This is a genomic window from Enterococcus sp. FR204, assembly GCF_031143325.1.
Lineage (GTDB): Bacteria > Bacillota > Bacilli > Lactobacillales > Enterococcaceae > Enterococcus_B > Enterococcus_B faecium.
Window position 1 is genome coordinate 17,801 of record NZ_JAKZIW010000013.1, and the last position, 25,604, is coordinate 43,404.

25 protein-coding genes, 1 other RNA gene and 2 pseudogenes are annotated in these 25,604 nt (G+C 39.3%); 9 read left to right on the plus strand and 19 right to left on the minus strand.

Features of this window, described 5'->3' with window-relative positions:
- Positions 1-126: 126 nt before the first annotated feature.
- The 3 genes from RG571_RS05060 to hisS all read right to left on the minus strand — a co-directional run bounded on the left by RG571_RS05060 (position 127) and on the right by hisS (position 4,187).
- Complete coding sequence (locus RG571_RS05060) at positions 127-1,002, minus strand: YitT family protein (protein ID WP_002293644.1); 876 nt, start codon at positions 1,000-1,002, stop codon at positions 127-129.
- A gap of 108 nt (positions 1,003-1,110) precedes the next feature.
- On the minus strand, positions 1,111-2,880 hold the full coding sequence (gene aspS / locus RG571_RS05065; protein WP_002289105.1) for an aspartate--tRNA ligase: 1,770 nt from the start codon (positions 2,878-2,880) through the stop codon (positions 1,111-1,113).
- Between the two features lie 14 nt (positions 2,881-2,894).
- Positions 2,895-4,187 (minus strand): histidine--tRNA ligase, encoded by a 1,293-nt coding sequence (gene hisS, locus RG571_RS05070; protein WP_002289103.1) that lies wholly within the window; start codon positions 4,185-4,187, stop codon positions 2,895-2,897.
- Between the two features lie 393 nt (positions 4,188-4,580).
- Between hisS and RG571_RS05075 the strand changes: the two genes are divergently transcribed.
- The gene (locus RG571_RS05075; RefSeq protein WP_308947782.1) at positions 4,581-5,528 is read left to right on the plus strand and encodes an aldo/keto reductase; all 948 of its coding nucleotides are present in this window, start codon (positions 4,581-4,583) and stop codon (positions 5,526-5,528) included.
- An 88-nt stretch (positions 5,529-5,616) separates the two neighbouring features.
- Here RG571_RS05075 and RG571_RS05080 read toward each other — a convergent pair whose 3' ends face one another.
- From RG571_RS05080 to RG571_RS05110, 7 genes are all read right to left on the minus strand, one after another.
- Positions 5,617-6,876, minus strand: coding sequence for a cytochrome P450 (locus RG571_RS05080; RefSeq protein ID WP_002327293.1), 1,260 nt, complete (start codon positions 6,874-6,876; stop codon positions 5,617-5,619).
- A 170-nt stretch (positions 6,877-7,046) separates the two neighbouring features.
- A complete protein-coding gene (gene dtd / locus RG571_RS05085) occupies positions 7,047-7,493 on the minus strand; it encodes a D-aminoacyl-tRNA deacylase (protein WP_002289097.1) in 447 nt (148 codons plus the stop codon).
- A 10-nt stretch (positions 7,494-7,503) separates the two neighbouring features.
- Positions 7,504-9,717: a bifunctional (p)ppGpp synthetase/guanosine-3',5'-bis(diphosphate) 3'-pyrophosphohydrolase gene (locus tag RG571_RS05090; protein ID WP_002289096.1), complete on the minus strand. Its 2,214-nt coding sequence runs from the start codon at positions 9,715-9,717 to the stop codon at positions 7,504-7,506.
- Between the two features lie 232 nt (positions 9,718-9,949).
- Positions 9,950-10,714, minus strand: a complete 765-nt coding sequence (locus RG571_RS05095; protein WP_002319196.1) for a 16S rRNA (uracil(1498)-N(3))-methyltransferase — start codon at positions 10,712-10,714, stop codon at positions 9,950-9,952.
- The gene (gene prmA, locus RG571_RS05100) at positions 10,715-11,662 is read right to left on the minus strand and encodes a 50S ribosomal protein L11 methyltransferase (protein WP_002289093.1); all 948 of its coding nucleotides are present in this window, start codon (positions 11,660-11,662) and stop codon (positions 10,715-10,717) included.
- 12 nt (positions 11,663-11,674) lie between these two features.
- A complete protein-coding gene (locus RG571_RS05105; protein WP_002289091.1) occupies positions 11,675-12,163 on the minus strand; it encodes a DUF3013 family protein in 489 nt (162 codons plus the stop codon).
- Positions 12,129-12,800 carry a DNA-3-methyladenine glycosylase gene (locus RG571_RS05110; protein ID WP_131774248.1) on the minus strand — a complete coding sequence of 224 codons (672 nt, stop codon included), beginning with the start codon at positions 12,798-12,800 and terminating at the stop codon, positions 12,129-12,131. Before RG571_RS05110 ends, RG571_RS05105 begins: the two co-directional genes overlap by 35 nt.
- Before the next feature lie 137 nt (positions 12,801-12,937).
- On the opposite strand from RG571_RS05110, the gene RG571_RS05115 reads away from it, so the two are divergent.
- The 7 genes from RG571_RS05115 (at position 12,938) to abc-f (ending at position 17,923) form a co-directional block, all read left to right on the plus strand.
- Entirely contained in the window at positions 12,938-14,224 is a 1,287-nt protein-coding gene (locus RG571_RS05115) for a replication-associated recombination protein A (protein WP_002289088.1), read from the plus strand.
- Between the two features lie 71 nt (positions 14,225-14,295).
- A non-coding RNA gene (ssrS, locus tag RG571_RS05120) (6S RNA) lies at positions 14,296-14,490 on the plus strand.
- Positions 14,491-14,567: 77 nt separating this feature from the next.
- Entirely contained in the window at positions 14,568-14,852 is a 285-nt protein-coding gene (locus RG571_RS05125; RefSeq protein WP_002327297.1) for a hypothetical protein, read from the plus strand.
- A gap of 72 nt (positions 14,853-14,924) precedes the next feature.
- The gene (locus RG571_RS05130) at positions 14,925-15,404 is read left to right on the plus strand and encodes a universal stress protein (RefSeq protein WP_002293649.1); all 480 of its coding nucleotides are present in this window, start codon (positions 14,925-14,927) and stop codon (positions 15,402-15,404) included.
- Between the two features lie 223 nt (positions 15,405-15,627).
- Entirely contained in the window at positions 15,628-15,771 is a 144-nt protein-coding gene (locus tag RG571_RS05135) for a portal protein (protein ID WP_002293650.1), read from the plus strand.
- Between the two features lie 335 nt (positions 15,772-16,106).
- Positions 16,107-16,235: a hypothetical protein gene (locus RG571_RS05140; protein WP_002293651.1), complete on the plus strand. Its 129-nt coding sequence runs from the start codon at positions 16,107-16,109 to the stop codon at positions 16,233-16,235.
- Positions 16,236-16,339: 104 nt separating this feature from the next.
- On the plus strand, positions 16,340-17,923 hold the full coding sequence (abc-f, locus tag RG571_RS05145; RefSeq protein ID WP_131774247.1) for a ribosomal protection-like ABC-F family protein: 1,584 nt from the start codon (positions 16,340-16,342) through the stop codon (positions 17,921-17,923).
- 437 nt (positions 17,924-18,360) lie between these two features.
- Here the strand turns inward: abc-f and RG571_RS05150 are convergent, their stop codons facing one another.
- The 3 genes and pseudogenes from RG571_RS05150 to RG571_RS05160 all read right to left on the minus strand — a co-directional run.
- On the minus strand, positions 18,361-19,545 hold the full coding sequence (locus RG571_RS05150) for an acetate/propionate family kinase (protein ID WP_002286171.1): 1,185 nt from the start codon (positions 19,543-19,545) through the stop codon (positions 18,361-18,363).
- Between the two features lie 24 nt (positions 19,546-19,569).
- Positions 19,570-20,577 (minus strand): class I SAM-dependent methyltransferase, encoded by a 1,008-nt coding sequence (locus tag RG571_RS05155; protein WP_002339889.1) that lies wholly within the window; start codon positions 20,575-20,577, stop codon positions 19,570-19,572.
- Between the two features lie 171 nt (positions 20,578-20,748).
- Positions 20,749-20,949 (minus strand): annotated as a pseudogene (locus RG571_RS05160) (hypothetical protein); the annotation flags it as partial.
- A gap of 94 nt (positions 20,950-21,043) precedes the next feature.
- Between RG571_RS05160 and RG571_RS05165 the strand changes: the two are divergent.
- Complete coding sequence (locus RG571_RS05165) at positions 21,044-22,003, plus strand: IS30-like element IS1252 family transposase (RefSeq protein WP_000222577.1); 960 nt, start codon at positions 21,044-21,046, stop codon at positions 22,001-22,003.
- Between the two features lie 143 nt (positions 22,004-22,146).
- Here the strand turns inward: RG571_RS05165 and comGF are convergent, their stop codons facing one another.
- The 6 genes and pseudogenes from comGF to comGA all read right to left on the minus strand — a co-directional run bounded on the left by comGF (position 22,147) and on the right by comGA (position 25,510).
- Positions 22,147-22,572, minus strand: a complete 426-nt coding sequence (gene comGF, locus RG571_RS05170; RefSeq protein WP_002325315.1) for a competence type IV pilus minor pilin ComGF — start codon at positions 22,570-22,572, stop codon at positions 22,147-22,149.
- The gene (locus RG571_RS05175) at positions 22,535-22,882 is read right to left on the minus strand and encodes a hypothetical protein (RefSeq protein WP_002286177.1); all 348 of its coding nucleotides are present in this window, start codon (positions 22,880-22,882) and stop codon (positions 22,535-22,537) included. Before RG571_RS05175 ends, comGF begins: the two co-directional genes overlap by 38 nt.
- Entirely contained in the window at positions 22,854-23,324 is a 471-nt protein-coding gene (comGD, locus tag RG571_RS05180) for a competence type IV pilus minor pilin ComGD (protein ID WP_002317395.1), read from the minus strand. Before comGD ends, RG571_RS05175 begins: the two co-directional genes overlap by 29 nt.
- A pseudogene (gene comGC, locus RG571_RS05185) lies at positions 23,299-23,578 on the minus strand (competence type IV pilus major pilin ComGC). The gene comGD and the pseudogene comGC overlap by 26 nt, the downstream one beginning before the upstream one ends.
- A complete protein-coding gene (gene comGB / locus RG571_RS05190; RefSeq protein WP_131774245.1) occupies positions 23,575-24,624 on the minus strand; it encodes a competence type IV pilus assembly protein ComGB in 1,050 nt (349 codons plus the stop codon). Before comGB ends, comGC begins: the two are co-directional and overlap by 4 nt.
- On the minus strand, positions 24,581-25,510 hold the full coding sequence (gene comGA, locus RG571_RS05195; protein ID WP_002339890.1) for a competence type IV pilus ATPase ComGA: 930 nt from the start codon (positions 25,508-25,510) through the stop codon (positions 24,581-24,583). Before comGA ends, comGB begins: the two co-directional genes overlap by 44 nt.
- Positions 25,511-25,604: the final 94 nt, after the last annotated feature.

Here is a 25,604-nt window from a genome sequence, read left to right on the forward strand (position 1 = left end):
CAACTTTAAGAAAATTTCAAATAAAAAAGCAGTTTTTCTTTGCTGATTCTACTATGGTAGAAAAAAACTGCAGACAAACGAACGTCTGTCTACAGCAGTATTTCATGAATTTTTGTCAAACTCGATCTAAATGCCATCCTCATAGAAACGACCAAGTATCTGGACGTTTTCTGCAATACTTACAAAAGCTTGTGGATCAGAAGCTTTCATTGCTTCTCTAAGTAGAGGCAGTTCGTATCGTGTAACGATCGTCATCAATACTGTCTGCTTATCATGCTTATAAGCACCTTCTGCTTCATTGATGATCGTGATCCCTCTACGCATACAGTTTTGGATTTCATTTACTACTTTTTCTGGATGTTTCGTTACGATCATTACCTGCATCTTCTTTTGTTTAGTATAAACGACATCAGTTACTTTTCCACTGACGAAAATAGACAACGTACTGTAAAACATATATTGCCAGCCAAATAGAATTCCGGCAACAAAAACGATCAATGCATTGAAGTAGATCGAAATAGAACCAATCGACTTTCCTGTTTTTTTACGAATCGTGATACTCACGATATCTAGACCGCCCGATGATAGGCCGTTTCTCAACGCTAGCCCAATACCTAGTCCCATCACAGCCCCCCCAAACAACGCACAGATGATTGGATCAGTAGATAGGACTGTTTCCGGTAAAATATGGATACAAAGGGAGGTCAAAGTGACTGTGATAAAAGTGAAAATTGTAAACTTCTTCCCGATTTTTAACCACGCCAATACAAACAAAGGTATATTCAGTAAATACAAAGTTGTTGATACCGGTACTTCGAATCCTATCAGTGATTTTGACAAAGTCGTCAAAATCTGAGCTAGACCAGTAATACCACTTGAATAAATATGTCCTGGCTGATAAAAGAAATTCAATGCGACTGATGCGATCAACGCATAAACGATAGATACCGAAAGCTTGGTCGTGTAATCATGATAAGCCCAATTTTCGAATGTTTTTTTCATGGAAAAGCCCCGCTTTATATGTTATGGCTTCATTATAAAGTGTTTTTCAATTAAATCAAGGTTGTCAAAAGAAGCGTATTTGACAAATCCTTTTTACCTTTTTATCGGCTATTCTTCTATATTCGTTACATCAATATTCAATTCGAACAATTGTAAAGGCGAAACCATACTTGGTGCATCACTCATCACATCGGCTGCTTTTCCGTTTTTAGGAAAGGCAATGACTTCACGAATATTATCTTCTCCGGCTAATAACATTGCAAAACGGTCCAATCCTAATGCAATACCGCCATGTGGAGGGAATCCGTAATCTAAAGCTGTTAACAAGAAACCAAATTGTTCTTCCATTTGTTCTTTTGTAAAGCCTAGAGTTTCTAGTACTTTTTCTTGAAGCTCACGAGTATGAATACGGATAGAACCTCCGCCTAGTTCATAACCGTTCAAGACGATATCATAAGCTTCTGCATAGACTTTTGCAGGGTCTTCAGCCAATAACGGGATATCTTCTTCTTTTGGCATCGTGAATGGATGGTGAGCAGAGACATATCGACCTTCTTCTTCTGAAAATTCAAATTGTGGCCAATCAGTTACCCATAAGAAATTGAATTTCGATTCATCAATTAATCCTAATTCTTTTCCTAAACGTGTCCGGATAGCACCTAATGCAGCAGCGACGATTTCACTTTTATCTGCGCCAAACATCAGCAAGTCACCTGGTTTTGCATCTGTTGCTTTAATGATTGCTTCTGTTGCTTCTCCCATGAATTTAGCAATTGGACCTTTCAATCCGTCTTCTTCTACTTTCAGCCATGCAAGCCCCTTAGCTCCGAATTGTCCTACATATTGACCTAACTGATCCATGTCTTTTCGTGAGTAGCGATCTGCAGCGCCTTTAGCATTCAATGCTTTCACGACACCGCCGTTTTCAAGAGCCATTTGGAAGACTTTGAATTCTACTTCTTTGACTGTATCGCTTAGATCGATCAATTCCATGTCAAAACGTGTATCCGGTTTGTCGCTGCCGTAGCGAGCCATTGCTTCATCATAGGTCATACGAGGAAATGGCAATGTGACTTCGATACCGCGAACTTCTTTCATTACCTTCGCAATCAATCCCTCTGTGTAAGTTTGGATTTCTTCTGCTGTTAAGAACGTTGTTTCAATATCTACTTGCGTAAATTCAGGCTGACGGTCTCCACGTAAATCTTCATCGCGGAAACAACGAACGATTTGATAATAACGGTCGAATCCAGCATTCATCAGCAATTGTTTAAACAATTGAGGAGATTGCGGCAACGCATAGAAATGTCCAGCATGGACACGTGAAGGAACTAGGTAGTCTCTTGCGCCTTCTGGTGTAGATTTCCCTAGGTAAGGTGTTTCGATATCGAGAAAGTCATTATCATCTAAATAATGACGAATCGCTTTTGTTGTCGCATTTCTTAATTTGATGTTTTTAGTCATTTTTGGACGACGCAGATCCAAATAACGATATTTCAAACGTATTTCGTCACTGATTGCTTGATCATCTTCAATTTGAAATGGCGGGGTTTTTGCTTGATTCAAAATCACGATTTCACTTGCAATCACTTCGAATTCACCAGTGGCCATTTTAGGATTTACTGCATTTTCTCCGCGTCTTCTAACTTCCCCAGTCACTTCGATCACGTATTCACTGCGACATTTATCCGCGATTTCCCATGCTTCTTTGTTGATTTCAGGATTAAAGACGATTTGAACGATTCCTTCACGATCACGTAGGTCGATAAAGATTACTCCCCCAAGGTCTCGTCTTTTTTGTACCCATCCTTTTAATGTAACTGTTTGTTCTAATTGTTGTTCGGAAACTAATCCGCAATAGATCGTTCTTTGTGCCATTTATTTTTTTCCTCCTACTCGAATAAAGTCATTTCATCATAGACTTCATCAAAATGTTCATATATTTCTTCTAATGGAAAACTTTTTTCTTTTCGGCTTGCCATTGCTTTGACATTAATCGTTTGACTAGCAAGCTCATCTTCACCGATCACCAATACTAATTTGGCATTCGCTTTATCTGCTGTCTTAAATTGCGCTTTTGCTTTACGGTTCATGAAGTCGCGGTCAGCTGAAAAACCAAAGTTTCGAATCGCTTGGACCACTTTCAATGCTTCGATATTTGTTTCGTCTCCGAGTGCGACCACGTAAGCATCCAACTCATTAAATGCAGGGATAACTACTTCCTCTGCCTCCATAGTCAAGAGTAATCGCTCGATACCCATTGCAAATCCGAAGCCAGGTGTTGAAGGACCACCTAGTTCTTCCACTAGATTGTCATAACGTCCGCCTGCGCAAATCGTTGCTTGTGCCCCCATTTTTGGTGCGTCACTCATGATTTCAAAAATCGTATGTGTGTAATAATCTAGTCCGCGAACCATATTACTGTCGATTTCATAAGGAACAGCCAATGCATCCAGCATGGAAACAACGGTATCAAAATGTTTTTGAGCAGGCTCGCTTAGATAATCTAAGATAGATGGAGCTTCTGCCACAAATTTTTGATCTCGTTTGTCTTTACTGTCCAATACGCGTAATGGATTTTCATGAAGGCGGCGTTTAGAGTCTTCACTCAGCTCTGATTCAAAAGGTAAAAGATAGTCGATCAATGCTTGACGATAGGCTTGACGCGTTTCTTTATCACCTAATGAATTGATGACTAGCCGGATTTGCGTGATCCCCAACTGTTTGAAGAAATCAAGTGCCATCACCATGCTCTCCACATCAGTTGCAGGGTTTTCTGATCCAAATGCTTCTACTCCGATTTGATGGAATTGACGTAACCGTCCTTTTTGAGGGCGTTCGTAGCGAAACATTGGTCCCATATAAAAAGTTTTGAACGGTTTCGCATACTCTGGGCCGAACAATTTATGCTCAACAAAAGAACGAACGATTGGTGCTGTACCTTCTGGTCGAAGCGTCACATGGCGTTCCCCTTTGTCATAAAAATCATACATCTCTTTTGAAACGATATCCGTTGTATCCCCTACACTTCGGGATATCACTTCATAGTGTTCAAAAATCGGTGTACGCATTTCATTATACTGATAATCTCTGAATAATAAACGTGCTGTTTCTTCGACAAACTGCCATTTTTCTGATTCGCCTGGCAAAATATCATTTGTTCCTTTTGGTCTTTGGAAACTCATAGTTTTCTCTCCCTTTCTTAGCTATGTAAATAAAAAAATCACCCTTGTTCATCATGAACAAGGGTGAATGAAATTCATACACGGTACCACCTAATTTTGAAAGATTTCTCTTTCCTCTTACGAATAACGCTCGTACGCGGGACGGCTTTTCACTCGTCCATCTCCAGAGTGTCTTTAGGCTAATGAAACTTTAGATCATTTTCAGCCTCGATGATCCTCTCTTGTAAAGTTTCAAAAACTTACTCGCTCTTTCATTGACATTCGATATTACTTATAACCTACTAAAAACCAGTCTCAAAGTCAAGAGATATCTGACTATTTCCCCTCACAAAAACGTTTTAGTTCAGCTTTTTGGTATTTTGTTTTAGACTAGACAAAAAGGAGGAATCAGCTATGGCAGAAATAAGAATCGGACATTCACAAGTCTACGCAGAACAGCTTGGATTAGGAGCAAATGCCGTTGGAGGACATAATCTTTTTGACGGTTTGGAAGATGAGACAGGAAAACAAGTAGTTCGTACAGCTTTGAATAGCGGGATCAATTTGATCGATACCGCTTATGCTTACGGAAACGGCCGTTCCGAAGAACTGATTGGCGAGGTACTGAAGGAAAAAGAATATGATCGCTCACGTGTCGTCATCGCTACAAAAGCTGCTCATGTACCAAATAAAGGGCGAACATTTGATAATTCTCCTGAGTTTCTCAAACAATCGGTGGAAGATGCACTAAAACGTCTGCAAACTGATTACATCGAAATTTTTTATATCCACTTTCCGGATGAAAGCACACCAAAAAATGAATCAGTTGCTACATTGCATGAATTAAAAGAAGCAGGAAAAATCCGAGCAGTCGGTGTGTCAAACTTCACGTTAGAACAATTGAAAGAAGCGAATGCAGATGGATATGTCGATGTAGTAGAAGATAAATACAGTTTGATCCATCGGCAGGCTGAAAAAGAATTATTCCCTTATCTTGAAAAAAACAAAATCAGTTTTGTTCCCTATTTTCCTCTTGCTTCCGGTTTGCTGACAGGAAAATATGAACTTGGTGAGGAAAAACAATTTGGTGAAGGAGATCCTCGAAAAAGAAATCCAGATTTCCAAGGAGAACGTTTCAGAGAAATTTTAACCGCTGTCGATGTACTTCGCCCCATTGCTAAAAGATACCAAGCCACTCCTGTGCAACTTGTTTTAGCTTGGTACATGAAGAATCCACGAGTGTCTGTAGTTATACCTGGAGCTAAGCGTCCAGAGCAAGTATCTGACAATGTCCAAGCTTTAGATTTGCATTTATCCAATGAAGATTATCAAACCATTGATGAAGCATTTCGTGGATTTTGATCAATTGACCTTATCAATTTATAGTAATATGAAAAAAGGAAGATCAGCACTGTTTGATCTTCCTTTTTTTCGATAAGTTTATGCTAATCTAATTCTTGTAAAGTAGCGCTCGGCTATTCGGATAAGTCGGAAACTGATTGAATGGAATCGTCCAATCTTGTTCAGGTACAGAGAACTCAAACTTATTTACTAGCTGATCGGAAAACACACGTAGACTATGAAGAGTGATCCATTCTCCTGCACAGCGATGCATTTGTCGAAAATCTCCCCCGCCTTGTGCAATCATCTCATATTCTTCTTTATAGGAAATATCTTTTGCTTTCCCTACATACCGTTTGATCATAAAGGAATCTGGCGCTTCAACTGTTCGTTCATCATGGTCTGTTCCATATAAATCTAAAATAACCCAACTGCCTTCTGGTATACGATAACCATCTACTTCTACTTCTTTCAGCGAAATCGCAGGTAGCATTGGGAAGAAAGGATAATAGCGTCTCATTTCTTGAATAAACGGATCTTGCAACGTCGAAAAGTCATTTTTTAATTGCTGATACAAATCTGGTCTACTGAAAAGTGCATGTCCCATCAATGCCGCCCACACAGTTAGAGCAACCGTTGGACGGATGATGTTCAATAATTCAACAGCTGCCACTTCCAGAGGTAAAAGCTGACCATCTAAATCTGTGGCATTGGCAAAAGCATATAATGCCACATTTTCTTTTCCAGCCACAGGATTTTGTCGAGCTTCTTCAATCAAGCCTTGCGCCCATTTTTCTGATTTTTTGCGATTTTCGACACCTTTTATGTGATCAATCGGAGAAGTAAACGTTCCGCTGATCATAGAGATTTGATATTCTGCTAATTTTTCGACCTCATCTTTAGAAATCGCTGATAAATTGATACCTGCCCACTCGCAAATAGATGTAAAGAAAACCATCTTACTTAAATCAAATAGTTCAAATTGACCATGCTGTGCTTCAAGTGCTTGTGTCAGATTCTTATCTAAGATACGATGATAATCTTCCATTCTTTTCGGTGTCATTAGATCCATAAAAATATTTTTCCGATGGTGATGAGCAGCTCCATCCAAAGTCTGTACTCCACCTTGACCAAAAAGTGTCTTCAATACTAATTTTGGCATAGCACCTTTTCGTTTGAAATTCCTTGGATCATAAAATACTTTTGCTGCTGATGATCCGTAGATCGTGATAGCTTCTTTATTGAAAATCTTTGCTTTGACGACGGGAGCGTCCGCTTCATGGCGTAACTCCTCCAACATGTTGTATCCTTTTTGATACAATTTTTTTAAATCTGTGATTTTGATATCTACTACTGGTACTTCTTTCATCTTCAGCAACCTCCTATAAAAAATAACTTGTATAATTTAAGCTTAACTTTTTTTCCGACTGCTGACAAAAGAAGCGCTTTTTGCAGACAAAAAAGCCACTCAAGTTAGAGTTTTTCAGTCTAACTTAAGCGACGTGTTTCATAGTTTTTACTAGTGAAAACCAGATTACTTTATTTGTTTTTAGAATCAATAATGATCGTTACAGGTCCATCATTGACGAGAGAAACCGACATATCTGCTCCGAATTGTCCGGTAGCGACTGTGATGCCGCGACTTCTGATTCCTTCATTGAATGATTCGTATAAAGGAATAGCTGTTTCTGGTCGTGCGGCTTCCACAAAGCTTGGTCGATTTCCTTTTTTCGTATCCGCAAACAGTGTGAATTGAGAGATACTTAAAATTTGTCCTCCCACATCTTCTACACTAATATTCATTTTTCCTTGTTCATCTTCAAAAATACGCATTTGTGCAATTTTTTTTACCAGATAGTCCACATCTTTTTGCGTATCGGTTTCATGAATGCCTAATAAAACAAGTAGGCCGTAGCCAATTTTTCCAATTTCTTGCTGATCGACTGACACAGCAGCTTTACTTACCCGTTGAACAACTGCTCTCATATCTGTCCTCCTATCCATTCGTCCGGCGTACACTGTAGACATCAGGTACTGCTTTGATTTTATCCACGATACTCTTTAGGTGGGATAAATTCTGGATACCAACCGTCAAATGGATCGTCGCCATTTTATCTTTATTCGTCCGTGCTTCAACGCTGTTGAGATTTTTCGTTAGCGCATTGACTGTTTGAAGTACATCATTCAATAAGCCTGAACGATTATAGCCGTAAATTTCCAAATCTGCATCATACTCTTTTCGTGTATTCGATGTATCTTCCCATTCGACTTCAATCAAACGTTCTGCTACATTTGGTTTGTCAGGCTGAACATTCGGACAATCTCGACGATGAATGGATATCCCTCTGCCTTTAGTGATATAACCAACGATATCATCACCAGGAATCGGATTACAGCAGCGACTGATACGAATTAGTAAGTTTTCTACCCCTTGAATGACAACGCCACCTTCATGACGTACTTTCATTTTGTCAGGTTCTTTTTTCGGCTGATTCATGATTTCTTCTGCTTCTTGCTTTTGCTGCTCGATTTTTTGTTCTTTACGTTCTTTTTCAGTCAGACGATTGGCCATCGTCAAGGGGCTAACTTCTCCATACCCTACAGCTGCATAGAGATCATCTTCTGTTTGATAATTAAAACGATCGAGTGCTTCTTGCAGTTTGTTCTTCGTCAAAATATCTTTAGGCGTAAATCCTAGATCTGTAATACATTTGACCACGGATTCGTGGCCTTTGATCACATTTTCTTCTCGATCTTGGGCTTTGAAGAAACGTTTGATCTTATTTCTTGCTTTGCTAGTAGCAACTAATTTCAACCAGTCGCGACTTGGGCCAAATGAATTTGGAGAAGTCATGATCTCAATGATATCGCCGTTTTTCAATTTGTAATCAAGCTGCACCATTTTGCCATTTACTTTTGCACCAGTGGTTTTGTTACCGATATCTGTATGGATACTGTATGCAAAGTCCAATGGTCCGGATCCTTTTGGTAACTCAGTAACGTCTCCTTTTGGTGTGAAGACGTAGACTTTATCACTAAAGATATCTCCTTTTACGCCTTCCATAAATTCAGAAGCATCATAGCTTTCGTCTTGAAGTTCGAGTATCTCATGGAACCAGCTTAATTGTTTCGTCATACCATCTGGTTCTACTTTTTCATTTTTTCCTTCTTTATAGGCCCAGTGTGCAGCAACCCCGAATTCAGCGATTTCATGCATTTCCTGTGTTCGGATTTGAATTTCTACCGGATTTCCTGCCGGACCGATCACGGTAGTATGCAAAGATTGGTACATATTAGCTTTTGGCATGGCAATATAATCCTTAAATCTGCCGGGCATTGGTTTCCATTTTGTGTGGATTGCTCCTAATACAGCATAACAATCCTTGATTGAATCTACGATCACTCGAATAGCTAGCAAGTCATAAATTTCGTTGAACTGCTTTTTCTGATCTTTCATTTTACGATAGATTGAATAAATGTGTTTTGGCCGTCCATAGATTTCTGCAAAAATCCCCAGCTCTTCTGTCGCTATTCGAATATCTTCAACAGTACCACTTACGTATTTTTCACGTTCTTCTCTCTTCGTCTGCATCAAATGGACGATACGGTAATACTGTTTTGGATTTAGATAACGAAGTGCTGTATCTTCTAATTCCCATTTGATCCGGCTGATCCCTAGACGATGTGCAAGAGGCGCATAGATTTCTAAAGTTTCCTGAGCGATCCTTCTTTGCTTATCTTCTCGCAGGTGCTTCAACGTACGCATGTTATGTAGTCTATCAGCTAATTTGACCATGATAACTCGTAAATCTTGAGCCATTGCTAGCAGCATCTTTCGGTGGTTTTCTGCTAGCTGCTCTTCGTGGGATTTATATTTTATTTTCCCTAATTTGGTTACGCCGTCCACTAACATAGCAACGTCATCGCCAAATTCTTCTCTCAGATCTTCTAAAGTGATTTCTGTATCTTCAACAACATCATGTAAGAAACCTGTAGCCACTGTATGGGGATCCATTTTTAAATCTGCTAATATACCTGCGACTTGGATAGGATGAATAATGTAGGGTTCGCCTGATTTTCTAAACTGTCCGTCATGTGCAGCAGTCGCGTATTCGCATGCTTTCTCAACAAATGCTACATGTTCGGGACCCATGTATTGACTAACGAGCTTTATGACACCGGGTCCCGTTAAAATTTCTTCTTTTGTCACAGGAATCGATCCCCCTTTCTTTTTTCGGTAAAACGGGAATCGGGACAAATATCTGTTTGATAATTGTCCCAAAATCCGTGCAGTTATACGTTTTTTTACGGAAATGTTCGCTTTTTAAAAGCTTTTTCAAACGATTTTTCGTATCCATTGTATAAATAATTGTTTCTATTATACAAATTGTTGACTATTTTTTCAATTCTTTCCGTCGATACTCTTTTATTAATGAAGAACGTTAGCTGAAAGAAGGATTCATTAATTCCCATTGATAGCTAGCAGCACTTAATAAATAAAGAGGTGCTGTTTCTGTACGAAGGATTCTTGGTCCTAATCCACAAAGTATCCCTTTGTGTTCTACAAAATAATCGACTTCATCGCGGGATAATCCACCTTCTGGTCCAAAGACAGCTAAGATTCGACTATCTGGTTTTGTTTCACTAAGAATTTTGGCTGCATTTGATTTTTCGCCTTGCTTTGCTGATTCCTCATAAGCAACCAAGACCACGTCATAATCATCTAGCCGCTCAAATAAATCTTGTTTCGTTTCCAATAACTCTACTGATGGCACGATCTGCCGATGGGATTGTTCCGCTGCCTCTTGAGCAATCTTTTCAAGCCGTTGTTGTCGTTTCATACGTTTTTTTGCATCCCATTTAACGACAGAGGCTGATGCCGGGAAACCAAGAAAAGCTTGCGCTCCTAATTCAGTGGATTTCTGAACGATCCAATCCAGCTTTTCCCCTTTAGGATAGCCACTCGCTATGGTAATCGAACTTGGCAGTTCCTTTTGATTTTCTTCTTTTTTAATTTCTTTCAGATAAACAGCCTCTTCAGTAATCTCCGTGATTTCTGCAACAATGGCTATTTGATCATTGAATGCCAAAAAAACTTCATCCTCGGGTTCCATCCTCATAACCCGTACAATGTGGTGATAGTTTTCCCCTTCTAAAACAAAATGGTCTTTTGATTCATATGATTCTTTTAAAAAATACCGCTGCATCTATTCCACCTCTGGTTTTTTCAAAATAATTGCATACCAGTCTTTTTGCTGGAAAATTTGATCCACGATAAACCCTTGTTCTAACATGGCATCCAGAACCATTTGCTTCTTCTCTTCAATGATTCCTGAAACGATCAGCGTGCCTGTTTGCTTCAGTAAACGCCAAGCATCTGGGATCATCAATAAGATGATATCTGCTAAAATGTTCGCAACGATTACATCACTTTCAATCTCGATTCCTGTCAAAAGATCGTTAGCTGATACATGGACATCTTTGGCTATTTCATTCATATCCATATTTTCTTTCGCCGAACGAACGGCTACTTCGTCTAAATCAAAGGCATAGACATCTTTTGCACCAAGATATTTTGCTGCAATACTTAGCACGCCCGACCCAGTTCCCACATCTAGCAATGTTTCACCACCACGCAAGACTGTTTCTAGTGCTGTCAATGTCAAGGAAGTCGTGGGATGAGTGCCTGTGCCAAATGCCATACCAGGATCTAGTGTGATAATTTTTTCTAGAGGATCTTCTGTCTGGTAGTTTTCCCAGCTTGGCGCAACCGTCAGCATTCGCGTAATACGCACCGGATGATAGTATTTCTTCCAGGCTGTTGCCCAGTTGCTTTCCTCTACTTCACTAACTGTTACTTTATTTTTTCCAATAGCTAGACCAAACTCAGGTAATTGTGTGATACGATCTTTAATAAAAGGCAAGATTTCCGGTAAGAAAGTCGTTTCCGGAAAATAAGCCATGACTAGTGCGCCTTCTTTCAGCGATGTAAAATCATTTTTATCTAAAATCTCACCATATTGATCCGACTGAAAATGTTCAACATCTAAAGAATCTTCAATCGCGACACCACTCGCCCCTGCCTCCATCAAAATATTAGCAACTGCTTCGACTGCTTCACTTTCAGTTTCTACTTTTACTTCATTCCATTTCATATCTGTCACTCCTTAATAACTTGGGTACGGTAAATAAGTATCTGCTTCATTTTGCTGTTTTACTTCTACTAATTCTGCTAGTTGCTGATTATCCCAGTGAAGCTCGAATACAGCTTCGTCATCGTCTTCATCCAAAAAATCAAGCAAATCGCTTTGCCCTTGAGCTAATACTTCATTTAGATATTCCACTAAAGAATCAGCTACTGATTTTGCCAACCCTTTTTTTCCTTCATAAGGGATTACTGCTAGATAATTGCGTTCATCAAAAACAGATTTCTGAGGATTAAAAAGAAGTACGCCGTCTTCAAATTCGATAATTGGTTCTTGCGAAACGATCCCTTCTGCATCATCAATCTCAAATTGTGCTTTATTTTCTGCAAACAAGCGAACAACGATCTCGATCGTATGATTTTTTGTATCCCAATCTAAAGCTACATCATAGTCTGTCACTTGTTTTTCAATTATTTCATCTAAGTATGTTAATAGATCCTTCTTTTTCATTTTCTTTCCTCCAACCCCAATCTTTCTCGATTTGGTTTTTTCTTTGTAAAGAGATATAAGGATTTCCCGACACAACAAAACGCAACGGCTTTTCTGTCCATACACCTTTGTTTGGGATACCGATTCTAGGCAAAGCATTGATCTTTTTTGGTGTCTTTTTTTTCTCAAAAACTAAGCGTAACGAACTATCTGCTATAGACTGACCGTAAAGTTCTTGAGGAATTGCTAATGCTTCCACTAATTTTCCCGGACCGTTGCTGATATCTGGACCAGTTTTTCCGCCACGATTTTTACTCATTTGATCAATCATTGCGGCGGGTTCGATTGCACGTATCATTACTCCTTGAGGAATCCCTTCTGGCTGAGTAATGATGTTCAAAATCCGATGAGTATGCATCGTGTAAAGGTAGATCGTACCTGGTTTTTCATACATTGCCCGCACACGCGGTGTTCTTCTTAAACCATAGCTATGGGCAGCCTCGTCTTCTGGACCTAGGTATGCTTCCGCGTCTACAATATATCCAGCTAATCCTCCTTCTGGTGTGTCATGCTCCAAATACATCCCCAATAAATCCCGTGCCACTTCTGGCGTCGTTTTATTCCAAAAAAATTCATCTATCTTTTGTTTATCCGTCATTTTTCTCACCTACTTTATCATACACAATATTAGTTGGATAAGCTATGAAAACAAAACAACAGAAGGCTGTTCTTTCTAGGCATCTTGCTAAATATGATATAATTAAGGGACGTAAAAACAAGAAGGAGGAAAATCCTATGCAACAGCCATTGGCTTATCGCATGAGACCTCGAACGATCGATGAAGTCGTTGGTCAGCAGCATCTAGTCGGGGAAGGAAAAATCATACGCCGCATGGTCGATGCTCGCATGCTCTCTTCCATGATTCTATATGGACCTCCTGGTACTGGAAAAACGAGTATCGCAAGTGCGATCGCCGGCTCTACTAACTATGCATTTCGCATGCTAAACGCCGCTACAGATTCAAAAAAGGATCTACAAGTTGTAGCGGAAGAAGCAAAAATGAGTGGTACAGTGATCCTCTTATTGGATGAAGTACACCGATTAGATAAAACAAAACAGGATTTTCTGCTTCCTCATTTAGAAAGTGGCCGAATCATCTTGATCGGAGCGACTACTGAGAATCCTTATATTACCATCAATCCAGCGATCCGCAGCCGTACACAGATCTTTGAAGTCAAACCATTAACAGAACAAGACATCCAGTTGGCAGTCGAACATGCTTTAAGGGATAAAGAACGCGGCCTTGGACAACAAGCAATCCAGTTAGACGAAGATGCTCTTCTTCACCTTTCGCGTGCAACGAACGGCGATTTGCGGAGTGCATTGAATGGGCTGGAACTGGCTACACTATCGACTCCTTCAGATAAAGAAGGAAGGATTCATCTTACACTGTCGATCATTGAAGAATGTGTCCAAAGAAAAGCTCTTACCCATGACAAAAATGGAGATGCTCATTATGACGTTATTTCGGCTTTTCAAAAATCGATTCGTGGAAGTGATGTGGATGCTGCACTTCATTATCTCGCCCGTTTAGTTGAGGCAGGTGATCTGGCAAGTATTTGCCGGCGTCTGATGGTTATCGGTTATGAAGATATAGGTTTAGGTAATCCTGCTGCTGCGGCTCGTACAGTGAACGCTGTATTAGCTGCTGAAAAATTGGGATTGCCTGAGGCACGTATCCCACTAGCAGACGTCGTCGTCGATCTTTGCTTGTCGCCAAAATCCAATTCTGCCTACATGGCATTAGATGCAGCACTTGCTGATATTCGAGAGGGCAAAGCTGGAGATGTTCCTGATCATTTGAGAGATAGCCATTACAAAGGTGCGAAATCCCTCAACCGTGGCGTGGGTTATCAGTATCCTCATCATTTTGATCAAGCTTGGGTCAATCAGCAATATTTACCAGATAAACTGAAGAATGCTCAGTATTATCAGCCAAAAGATACAGGGAAATATGAACAGGCTCTGGGTCAACAGTATTACCGTATAAAAGAGTGGAAAAAGCATCCTCCAAAAAACTAGACAAGAAAACGGTTTTGTTTCTGCGAGCTCTCTCATTGCTCTTTTTAAATTCATATGCTACTATAGAGGTGGGAAATCTGTGATGTTCGAATTGTCCTCTTTGTGTGTTGACCGAACATTTTTATTGATATCTTGGGACCCGTCTTGTGTCACTGCTGGTAACATGCCTTATCATTTGGTAGTTCGAAGCTACGACCATGGGACCCACCTGCTTGAATTCGCGGGATCAATACTACAGGACAAACAACGGCATTAACGGAGATTACCATCTTTTAAAGAATAAAGCAATTTGCTCTTGGCAAATTGCTTTTTCTATTTGTTGCTTATTTTGGAGGATTTGTTCATGATTAGGATTTTAATGATTATCGCCACTTTAGTATTATTATTCGTTAGCTATTATTTATTTAATAAACAGGATATCTTTTTTGTATTGATCAACAAAAATGATAAAAATCAAGGATTCCTACAATTTTACGGAGCTGCATATGCTGTTTTAGGCATAATGGGTATTTTAACAGCCTTTTTCAATCAACGCTTTATTGCCTTGGTCTTTTTACTGATCGTAATTATTGTTTCTGCCACCTTCAGTATCCGATTTGCAAAAAAAATTGCTGAACCAAAGCAGTAAATAATTCTCTTTTTCCCTAAAGTGTTCTACAATAAAAGAGTACAATACGATTGACTTGAGGAGTGAATGCTTATGTTACAACAATACAAAAAAATCATGGTTGCCGTAGATGGTTCTGATGAAGCTGAATTAGCTTTTAAAAAGGCGGTCAATGTAGCTATCCGAAATAACGGAGAACTTCTATTAGCACATGTCATTGACACACGTTCTTTCCAAACCGTTTCATCCTTTGATGGAATGCTTGCAGAACAAGCTACTGAAATGGCAAAGCAAACATTGGCAGATTATGAAAGCAATGCGAAGAAAGCTGGCTTGAATAATGTAACCTCTGTCGTAGAATATGGCTCACCAAAACAAATTATTGCCAGAGAAATCCCAGAAGATAATCAAGTAGATTTGATTATGTTAGGAGCCACAGGATTGAATGCTGTAGAACGTTTATTTATTGGTTCTGTTTCTGAATATGTTATTAGAAACGCAGCTTGCGATGTGCTTGTTGTCCGAACTGATTTAGAAAACCAATTGCCAGCTAAAGACCACACCAAAGCTTAACACGTAGACGACCTGCCAACTATCGGCAGGTTTTTTTGCACAAAAAACCGTGATAAAAACAAAAGACGCGGCAAGCACTCATCGGTCTTTATAATGTTTAAAATAAAGGGAAAACAGTCAATGAGTTCAAGTAAAATAAAAAAAGTGAACACCGGCGGGCGATTAGTCGCCCTGGTGTGGTTTAAAACGACCTAAGCATGCCAAAGCTTATTGGTTCGTCAATGTGGAAGTTTCCGATGAATCTGATACGAAAAAATATGAAGTATCGATGGCGGATACCGATTTTATCGCCAAACTAAAATTTTATTTCGGGTTCGGGTACCGCGAGAAGGCAAGTGCTACATTCGGTAAATCATTCAAGAATTGATGAAAGGCTACCGCTTGCCATTGCAACCACAACGATACTCCTGAACGCGATGTTGGTGATTTCCAAAGAGAAGAGCTGTTTAATGCAACGGTATTAAGCAAAAGGAAGTCATGTAGACAAAGTTTTTATCAAACACCATATGATTTCGCCTGAACGCTGGTTTAGCTCAGAATACAATGATGTGGTCCACGAGACATTACCATCAGTTAGATAAAAAAAAGCTCTCTGACAGAATTACGCATCGATAAATATTAAGTAAATGTCAGCGCTAGTTGAACTTTCTGACACTTTCAGGTACACTGAAAAAGACAACTACACGAAGGAGGGAAAATACTATGATGCGCATGACTAAAATAACAAGTAATGAAAATTACCAACGATACCATATCGCATTTAGCCATGCAATTGGTTTTACAGTTGCTGTTGACGGGACAAGTTTGTCCAAAACAGTTGAATTCACGTAAAATCAATGGCCATCTCAAGGTATTTTTCTCATGAGAATCTGAGTTTAAATAACACAGGCCATGGATAACCATGGCCTTTTTGAGTGGTCTCAAGGAGAGGGATCATGATCATACAAGCAATTTCTATTAAAAAAACAATCGGCGGGAATCCATTATTTGAGGATTTATCCTGTCAAATTGAAGCTGGTGAAAAAATTGCCTTAGTCGGTATCAACGGAACTGGCAAATCAACCTTTTTACAAATCTTGACCGGCAGAGAAGGTGTCGACAGCGGTATTATCAGTCGCAAAAAAGGCTTAAAGATCGGGACGGTCGAACAAGAACTTACAGTTTCCGAAGCAACCGTCAACCACTACTTGCTCCATTCTGCCGCTGAGATACAGGACCTCAAACAGCAAATGAGTCGCTACGAAGCATTGATGACAGAACCAGATACAAACTTAGAGAAGTGTCTGGCCCGTTACGGTGAGCTGCAGCATCGCTTTGAAGAACTAGGCGGTTACGTATTAGAAGACCGGATTGCAGCGATCTTGCAAGGCTTAGGGATTCCACACCGTCAGGAAGCACGGTTAACAGAACTTAGCGGAGGCGAACGAGTTAAAGTCGCTTTAGCCAAAATTTTAGCAGCCGATGCCGATTTACTTTTACTCGATGAACCGACCAATCATTTAGATCTTAACAGTATTCGCTGGTTGGAAAACTATTTACAGAATACAAAAAAATCGGTTCTGGTCGTTTCTCATGATCGGCAATTTCTCGATCAAGTCACCACAAAAACATGGGAACTGGAAGAAGGTGCATTGATTGAGTATCCCGGAAACTACAGCCGTTTTCGAGTCTTGAAAGAAGCTCGCTTGGCTGAGCTGACAAAAAATTACGAACTGCAGCAAAAAGAAGTCCAGCGGTTGAAAGTCATGATTCGTCGTTTTCGTCAGTGGGCACATGAAGGAGACAATGAGTCCTTCTTCAAAAAAGCCAAAGAACTGGAACGCCGCCTGGCGAAACTGACACTCGTCAAACCGCCACCTCCCCCGAAAAATCGGCTGCAAAGCTTGTCTAATGGTGGAAAATCTGGCAAAGAAGTTTTCATCATTCAAAACTTGCACCAGCAGTGCGCTGATCAAGTACTATTCAAAGACAGCAGTTTTGCAGTCTATCGTGGAGATCATTTAGCCATCATCGGCGACAATGGTGCAGGAAAATCAACCTTACTCAAATTATTACTCGGTGAGGAAAAGCCTTACGGTGGCACCATCAAATTAGGTAGTAGCTTGCAAATCGGTTATTTGCCGCAGCAGCTGCAGTTTGCCGATCCCGATAGCCGTTTGCTGGCTTACGCCATCACATTGACTGGAAACGAAGAAGTCGCTCGACGGCAATTAGCCAAAAGTGGCTTTTATCAAAGCGATGTGGGTAAACGGATCAAAGATTTATCCGGTGGTGAAAAAATCCGTTTGGCGTTGCTGAAACTCTTTTTAGAAAAAATCAACGTCCTGATTTTGGATGAACCAACCAATCACCTCGACAGCTATGCTCGAGAAGAAATTGAAGAAATGCTGCAAGACTATCAAGGAACGCTCCTAGCAGTCAGCCATGATCGCTACTTTTTGCAGCAACACTTCCAAGAAGCACTCGTTATTGAGCAGGAGCAGATCAGCCGCCAGCCGCTCGGCCAACTGATTGATTAGGACGCTTTTTCGCAACAAAAAACTTGATTTTCATACCTGTGCTTTCACGATTCAGTCAAAGCACAGGTATGAAAATCAAGTTTTTATTATTCGATCAATAAATGTTTCGGATCGATTTTCTAGCTAAACATAAAGTGAAGAATAAAGTCGACAGCCCACGAGGCTGATCTAAAAATGTTTTTTCTTTTTACATATGTAATGTCCCTTATAAAGATGAATGAAAATAAAATATTGGGATTTTCCTGAAAAATCAATAAATAAAATGCCAGTCTTTTCCCTTTTGACCACTTTTCCAAGCAAAATTCCCTAAGAAGATCCTGTAAAAAAGAAGGGAAATTGAAGTTAAATTACCATTTTGCGGTCTTCTCCGCAAAAAAACACATGCAAGAATTCCCTCTTGCATGCGTTTCATCTTTTATCCTAACGAATGCTTTGGCTTAGCCGCGCAGACGCTCCACGTCACGGGCAATCATTAGTTCCTCATCTGTTGGGATCACTAATACTCTTACTTTTGATTCTTTTGTAGAGATATCTACTTCTTCACCACGCAATTCATTCAACGCTGGATCGATTTCACAACCAAACCAAGACATACCTTTGATGATTTCACTACGTACATGTCCGTCATTCTCGCCGATACCAGCAGTAAAGACAATTGCATCAACACCATTCATCGTTGTCACATAACCGCCGATGTATTTTCGGATGCGGTCCACGAAAATGTCATAAGCTAAACGAATATGTTCTTTTTCATAGTTCTTTTCAAGATCACGCATATCACTAGACAATCCTGTTAGGCCTAGCAGACCAGATTTCTTGTTCAAAACATTGATCATTTCATCAATATCAATCTCTAATTTTTCCATTAAATATGGGAGAACAGCTGGATCGATATCACCTGAACGTGTACCCATTGTCACCCCAGCTAATGGTGTGAATCCCATAGAAGTATCCATGGATTTACCTCCATCGACTGCTGTGATCGATACACCATTTCCTAAGTGGCAAGTGATGATTTTTAGTTCTTCGATCGGTTTGTTCAATAATTTTGCCGCACGTTCCGACACATAACGATGACTTGTGCCATGGAAGCCATATTTTCTTACTTTGAAATCTTCATAATAAGACACCGGTAAGCTATATAAATAATTTTGCTTTGGCATTGTTGAGTGGAAAGATGTATCGAATACAGCCACACTCAAAATGTCAGGTAAAATCTTTTTAAACGCTTTGATCCCCATTAAGTTTGCAGGATTATGCAAAGGAGCAAATTCTGCTAATTCAGCAATGCGGTCCATTACTTTCTCATCGATCACTACTGAATCCCCATAAGTTTCTCCTCCGTGAACAACACGGTGCCCTACTCCGGTGATTTCATCATAAGAGCTTAAAATTTGCAGTTCAATCAACTGATCTAACAGCATTTTTACTGCTACTTCGTGGTTTTCGATATCCATGATTTGTTCGAATTTTTGATTATCGCCGTACTTGATGGTAAAAATAGAATCTTGTAAACCGATACGTTCGACGATCCCTTTCGCAACTACGGTTTCTTCTGGCATTTGATATAATTGCCATTTCAAACTTGAACTCCCAGCATTGATTGCAATTGTTTTAGACATATGACTCTCCTTCTCGTTGAATGATTACAGAGCAGATGATTTCCAGTTTTTAAACTCGTTGAAAAATTCCGTCACCTTCTCTGGTTCTTTTAATGAAGCAAGTTTCACAAGCAAGACTTCTTTTACTTGTTGTGCTTGTGGTCCTTTTTTCTGTAAGATCAAAATACTTTTTTGCGATTGTTTATTACGGAACAATTCATCTGGCAATTGAATCATTCCTTGAAGATAACCTTCTTCTTTAAACCATTTTTTGATTTCTTCACTTTGATCCGTTTCTAAAAATCCACTCGGCATCAAAAACAAACCAAAACCATCCGGCTTCACATATTTCATTGATTGCTCTAGCAATAAATGATGTGCATAACTATGGCCTTCTTCGGTACTTGTTAAAAACTCTTTTGCTTTTTCGTCATTCGGATAATAACCGATTGGCAAATCGCTGATTGCAAAATCGACAGGATCTATTAATAAATCCTGCAACCCGTCTTGATGAAAGTATTGAACATTTGCTTGTGTCAAATCACTTGTAGAAGCTGCGACAGCCAACAATGTATCATCAATATCCACACCAATTCCTTCTGTTTGGTACCCCGCATTCGATAGGTTTAAAAGAACTGTTAATAACAAGTTGCCCATTCCTGCCGCAATATCCAGAATCTTAACCGGTGCTTTTTTATTTGTGTATAGTTGTTCAATAAGAAAAACAAATAAAAAACCGATACTATCAGGAGTGAGTTGATGGTTCGCCTGCAAATGTTCTGTCTGGATGCCCTTCAATAAAAGTAATTGAGACAGTCTGCGCCATTCTTCTGGCTCGAAAGAAAGTTTCTTCAACTCTTCATAAAGAGCTGTGATCCGTTGCGTTGTCTCTTTTGTCGGCACTCCATCCACCACACGTACTTGATAATCATCTATTAAATTTTCTGCATTTTCGACATAGGCTTCTAAAAAGGAAGTTCCCAATGCATTCTGTAAAAGCTGAATAGCTTCCAGGTTTTGATTAAACCCTTGTTCCATTTTTTCTGGTAACATGGTGCACCTCATTTCTAGATATATTATAACAATTTTTTCACCTGTTTAATTCTATCGAACAATTGACAAAATTTCAATCGTTTTCACTGTTTTTTATTTGTGAAACGGCAAACATTTTTTTATTAAAAACAGTGTTATAACAGAAAAGAGGGCGTTTTCACGAACATTCCATCATTCTGTACTAGTATCTGTATCATTTTTTACTTCTTCTGTGAACCGAAAGATAAACGGTGAGACTTCCACCTCTAAGAATAGGGACTGTTGTACCCACTGATATGTTACAGATCCAGTTGTGTAGTAAAAAACTCCTTCCGAACTTTCGGCAAGCGTAGACTGTTCCGATAAAGCCATTTGCTTCATTATTTTTGCTACGCCGATTGTAAAATTAAGCTAGACAAATAAATAAGCCATTCGTGCTACACTCAAAATGTAATTCCGACTAAAGAAAACATAGGAGTGATCACGAATGACCTACACCCATCTTACCACGGATGAACTGGTGATGATAGAGTCTTACTACCACCAAAACATCAAAATTGTGAAAATTGCTGAGTACCTGAAACGATCTCGAACACCGATTTATAACGTCATTAATTTCTTGAAAGAAGGCCATACGGCCCTCGAATACTACCAACAGTATAAAGAAAATAAGAAACGGTGTGGCAGACGAAACATCGTCTTGCCAAAGAAACAACAGTCCTACATTAAAGAAAAAATTGCCCAAGGCTGGACGCCAGACGTTATCATTGGGCGTAAAGAGAAACCAATCAGCTGTTCCGTAAGAACCCTTTATCGCCAGTTCAAGGAAAAGGTGTTCGATGAATCGACTTTGCCCATGAAGGGTAAGCGGAAACCAAATGGACATCAAGAACGCCGAGGAAAACAGGCTTTTAAACGGAATATCGTTGAAAGAGAAACTGATTACCCGACATTTAAAGAAGAGTTCGGCCATATCGAAGGCGATACCATTGTAGGCATTCATCATAAGAGTGCTGTCATAACTTTGGTAGAACGTCTATCGAAAATCATCATCACCTTGAAGCCCGAGGGGCGCAAGGCGATCGATATTGAGAATACTCTGAACCACTGGTTTGGATCGATTCCCAGACATTTATTTAAATCCATTACCTTTGATTGTGGGAAAGAATTCTCTAATTGGAAGGCTTTAAGTAACCAACATGACATCGCTATTTATTTCGCTGATCCAGGGACTCCTTCGCAACGAGCACTGAATGAAAATTCCAATGGCTTGCTGCGAAAAGATGGTCTGCCAAAAAACATGGATTTTAATCAAGTCGACCAAGCTTTTATCTCTTCAGTGGCGAATAAGAGAAACAATATTCCACGAAAGTCCTTGGATTATCAAACACCCCTGGAAGTATTTATGAGTTACATGAATGAAGATATTTTGTCTAGCTTAATTTGACAAATCAAACTATATAATAATTTTTGATTCGTATATTAAGATCCATTGACAAACGGTAGCTTTCTAATGCTGCCATCAATAAAAACGTACATAAAAGAAATAAAAGCAAGACAGAAAATAAAATAGAGCCCTTATAACATTTTCTACTGATCGTTTTTTGTCCATATGGCATATCCATCTTCTCCATTTTCAAAGTGTACATAAAAAGAAATTGTGTGTTCTTTTTCCAATAATTGAAGCTCAGTGATACTTGTTAACATAGGTTGATGTCCGCCGGAAGTTCTTCTTTTACGTATCATTGCTTGATATCTTTCGATGATATACTGTTTATCCTCGATCGTGTAGTGCAGTTGCTGATTTTTCACAGAGACATTGTGACTGCTCTTGAGTTCTTCTTCTAATTGTGCTAAAAATATTAGCCACTCTTTTTGATCTTTACGCTGCAAAAATTCACTTACTTGGATGGTTTGCTGAATCAAAAGATTGAATGTGAGCAATAGACTGCTCAATATCATCAGTCCAATTAGACATTCAATCAGCGTAAATGCTGGAATTACTTGTTTTTTCAATACTGATCGCTTCTTTCTCCATATTGACAAACACTTTTTCGATTACTCCATTATTATCGACAATTTGGATATCGTATGGGATCATTTCTTCCCTTCGCTCTGGTCTTTTGTGATACATCCGCTGCGTCTTGATATCTTCATAAATCATTCGAATAAATAGCAGTTCCTCCCCACTTTTCTTTTCTGCCTGAAGCAAAAACAGCTGGCCAAAGCTCACTAAGTAGACACAGACAGAAGCGATCATAAGCGCTGTAAGGGACTCCAACAAAACAAATCCTGTTTTATTCAATTCTTTTTGTATAGCGACCACTCCCTATCTGGAATTGATACGTAATCGTCCGCTCTTTTTCTTCCCAATAAAATTGATAAGCTTTTAGTGAACTTTCATTCCCGGTTCTAGCAGCAAAAGTAATAGAAGCATGGCGTTTCAAGGTAATCTCATCAGGAATATCTAATACTTCCCAATTTATTTTATCTGGATTCGGAACATGAAAAATGATTTGATTCTCTTCACTATTCCAATAAAAGCCTGTTTGGATCTGATTCACAATAGCGATTTTTTGCGTAGAATAGATTCGTTTTTCAAATTGGCCGAAAAATTGATAGACTGCCAATTCATTCTTCCATGCAGAAAATGCGAGAACTGGAAAAGAAAGGATCGTTGTAAGTAATAAAATCAGTAAGAGTGATTCAAACAACGTATATCCTGATGCTAAAACCTTACCTTCAAGGCCGCTGATAGATTTCTGCATGTTCTCGTTTGATATAGCCTTCATTCAACAATTCCTCCACAGTAGGAACTCTTCCATTATTTTGAAGCGCATAGAGCTCTTTTTGTGTGTCTACCAACTGGATGATCGCTTCACGACTTTCTTTGGTCTACATGATTCCTATAACGCGACAAATTAGGGACGAACAACAACACTAATACACTGATTATCAGTAAGACGATTAGCATTTCGATCAATGTAAAACCGCTATAATAAGATATTTTTCTCTTTTTCATGGCAAAACCTCCTCTATGCTTCCGTAAACAGGTAATAAAACAGCGGCATAAACTAATAAAATCAAAGCCGCTACGCCCAAAAAAATGATTGGCTGAATAAAATGCATCCAGTGATGAAGACGTTTGAAAAGCTGTTTTCTTGTCCATTCGCTGTAAAAAATCAGTTCTTTACCTAAACTTCCCTTTGCCTCTCCCTGTAAAACAATTTTACTGAATTCTTCTGATAGAAAACGATAATTCTGGAACTGCTCAGCCAATGACATACCTGCCTCCAATCCTTGAATCAACTTAGAGGCAAGATGCTGAATCAGACTTTCTTGTTTCGTTTCCTTTAAGCAGACTATGATTTGCCTTAATTCGAAACCTTCATGAAAAAGCTTTCCAATCTCTAGTGACAAATAAGCCGATTGATACAAGGAATATATCGGTCCAATCAATAATTGTCTGCTTATCCATTCACTCTGATCAACAGGAGACAACTTCATCAGACGATACCTTACTAGTAAAGCCAATAGAGTAACCGCTAGGATGAATAGTAGAATATACCAATGAAAGACTTGTATCAGCTGAATCCCCCAATGCTCTTGCATGACCATTCCTGAACCAATAAGCTGAGGCAAAACGAACAACCGCATACTAAACAAGATACCTAGCAAAAAGGTGAGCAATAGCATCGGATATGCAAGCAGCTTTTTCAAATCATTGCGAAATCCTTCAACAAGCCGAAACTGTTTGGCAATTTCCAACAAAGTTGTCGGCAGATTCCCATGACGTTCAGCTAACTCGATCTGTACCAGTTGCTCTGCTCCATATCCTATTTGCGAAAGTACCTCACTAAACGCTTGCCCTTCCTTTAGCTGATGTTGGATATTTGCCAAAATAACAGGTGGAAACGAACGGATCGTGAGTAATAAATAAAGGGATTCTTGCAGACTAAAACCAGATAAAAGCAGTTCTCCCATGGTTTGTGCAAACTGGTTTTGCTGGCTTCTTGTTAATCCTTTAGAATAGTTCTGACTGCCAAATATTTTCCTGAGCTTCTTCATAACTTTCCTCCCATGATTTTTTTACTGATTCTTCCTCCATAAATTGATAACTCCATAAAACAGAAGGATGGTGATTGGCATCTTCCAAAAGTTCTTGATAAATGACACCAGCTAAACATTCAGATAGCTCTTCTTTTTTCTTTGTCAGTTCATGGATTCTGACCAATGTACCTTCAAGATTGCGTGCATGTACGGTTGCAAAAACCCGGTGCCCTGTTAGTGCTGCTCTTACCGCAGCATGTGCAGTTGATTCATCTCTTATCTCGCCAATGATTAGCAAGTCTGGACGATGCCGTAATGCGAGTTTCAAAAGTGTATCATAAGTCTGTGCTATTTTCGGATTGATCTGTAGCTGCAGAAAAAACGGTTCTTCTATCTCTACAGGATCTTCGATAGTAATCACTTGCAATTTTTCTTCCAAAGCCAACCGATATATTAGAGAAGTCTTGCCTGATCCGACTGGTCCGCTGAAAAGGTATAATCCACGTCTGACGGTTTTCTGTAAAATAGTTGCAAAATCTCGAGAACTAAAGCAACGATGGGGTGTTTCAAAAGTACCGTATAATAGCCGAATCACTAAACTCTCTCGTTGAAGGTAATCTCCTACAGAAGACAACCGCAGACGAACTTCCTGTTTTTCTAAAGAATAAGTAAGTGCACCTAACTGAGCTTTTCTTTTTTCTCCGATATCCATCTGTCCCAAATACTTAAATCTTGAGATCAGTTGCTGTCCATCTGCCGAAGAGACTTTCTTCCAGAATGTTCGTTTTTTTTCATAGCGAAAATAGATGTAAAATACTTCTGAAGCTGGCAATATATATACGTCTTGGGCATGTTTGGCAAAACTTTCACTTATCATTTGATCCGATAATCGTTTTATTTCCATTATTCTCCCCTCCACAAAAAACATACGTCTTTTTGATCTTTTTGTTTCAAATAAAATGAATTTACAAAAAAATATTGGCAAAAGCCGAATTTAT

Excerpts from the sequence above, each read along its gene's own strand:
- RG571_RS05095 (WP_002319196.1), bottom strand. The coding sequence starts at position 10,714 with ATGCAGCGGTATTTTTTAAAAGAATCATATGAATCAAAAGACCATTTT.
- RG571_RS05150 (WP_002286171.1), bottom strand. The coding sequence starts at position 19,545 with ATGTCTAAAACAATTGCAATCAATGCTGGGAGTTCAAGTTTGAAATGG.
- RG571_RS05140 (WP_002293651.1), top strand. The coding sequence starts at position 16,107 with ATGATGCGCATGACTAAAATAACAAGTAATGAAAATTACCAACGATAC.
- RG571_RS05110 (WP_131774248.1), bottom strand. The coding sequence starts at position 12,800 with ATGACGGATAAACAAAAGATAGATGAATTTTTTTGGAATAAAACGACG.
- comGD (WP_002317395.1), bottom strand. The coding sequence starts at position 23,324 with ATGCAGAAATCTATCAGCGGCCTTGAAGGTAAGGTTTTAGCATCAGGA.
- comGA (WP_002339890.1), bottom strand. The coding sequence starts at position 25,510 with ATGGAAATAAAACGATTATCGGATCAAATGATAAGTGAAAGTTTTGCC.
- RG571_RS05060 (WP_002293644.1), bottom strand. The coding sequence starts at position 1,002 with ATGAAAAAAACATTCGAAAATTGGGCTTATCATGATTACACGACCAAG.
- RG571_RS05115 (WP_002289088.1), top strand. The coding sequence starts at position 12,938 with ATGCAACAGCCATTGGCTTATCGCATGAGACCTCGAACGATCGATGAA.
- RG571_RS05130 (WP_002293649.1), top strand. The coding sequence starts at position 14,925 with ATGTTACAACAATACAAAAAAATCATGGTTGCCGTAGATGGTTCTGAT.
- prmA (WP_002289093.1), bottom strand. The coding sequence starts at position 11,662 with ATGAAATGGAATGAAGTAAAAGTAGAAACTGAAAGTGAAGCAGTCGAA.
- dtd (WP_002289097.1), bottom strand. The coding sequence starts at position 7,493 with ATGAGAGCAGTTGTTCAACGGGTAAGTAAAGCTGCTGTGTCAGTCGAT.
- RG571_RS05165 (WP_000222577.1), top strand. The coding sequence starts at position 21,044 with ATGACCTACACCCATCTTACCACGGATGAACTGGTGATGATAGAGTCT.
- RG571_RS05105 (WP_002289091.1), bottom strand. The coding sequence starts at position 12,163 with ATGAAAAAGAAGGATCTATTAACATACTTAGATGAAATAATTGAAAAA.
- hisS (WP_002289103.1), bottom strand. The coding sequence starts at position 4,187 with ATGAGTTTCCAAAGACCAAAAGGAACAAATGATATTTTGCCAGGCGAA.
- RG571_RS05155 (WP_002339889.1), bottom strand. The coding sequence starts at position 20,577 with ATGTTACCAGAAAAAATGGAACAAGGGTTTAATCAAAACCTGGAAGCT.
- RG571_RS05075 (WP_308947782.1), top strand. The coding sequence starts at position 4,581 with ATGGCAGAAATAAGAATCGGACATTCACAAGTCTACGCAGAACAGCTT.
- RG571_RS05125 (WP_002327297.1), top strand. The coding sequence starts at position 14,568 with ATGATTAGGATTTTAATGATTATCGCCACTTTAGTATTATTATTCGTT.
- abc-f (WP_131774247.1), top strand. The coding sequence starts at position 16,340 with ATGATCATACAAGCAATTTCTATTAAAAAAACAATCGGCGGGAATCCA.
- RG571_RS05080 (WP_002327293.1), bottom strand. The coding sequence starts at position 6,876 with ATGAAAGAAGTACCAGTAGTAGATATCAAAATCACAGATTTAAAAAAA.
- comGB (WP_131774245.1), bottom strand. The coding sequence starts at position 24,624 with ATGAAGAAGCTCAGGAAAATATTTGGCAGTCAGAACTATTCTAAAGGA.
- aspS (WP_002289105.1), bottom strand. The coding sequence starts at position 2,880 with ATGGCACAAAGAACGATCTATTGCGGATTAGTTTCCGAACAACAATTA.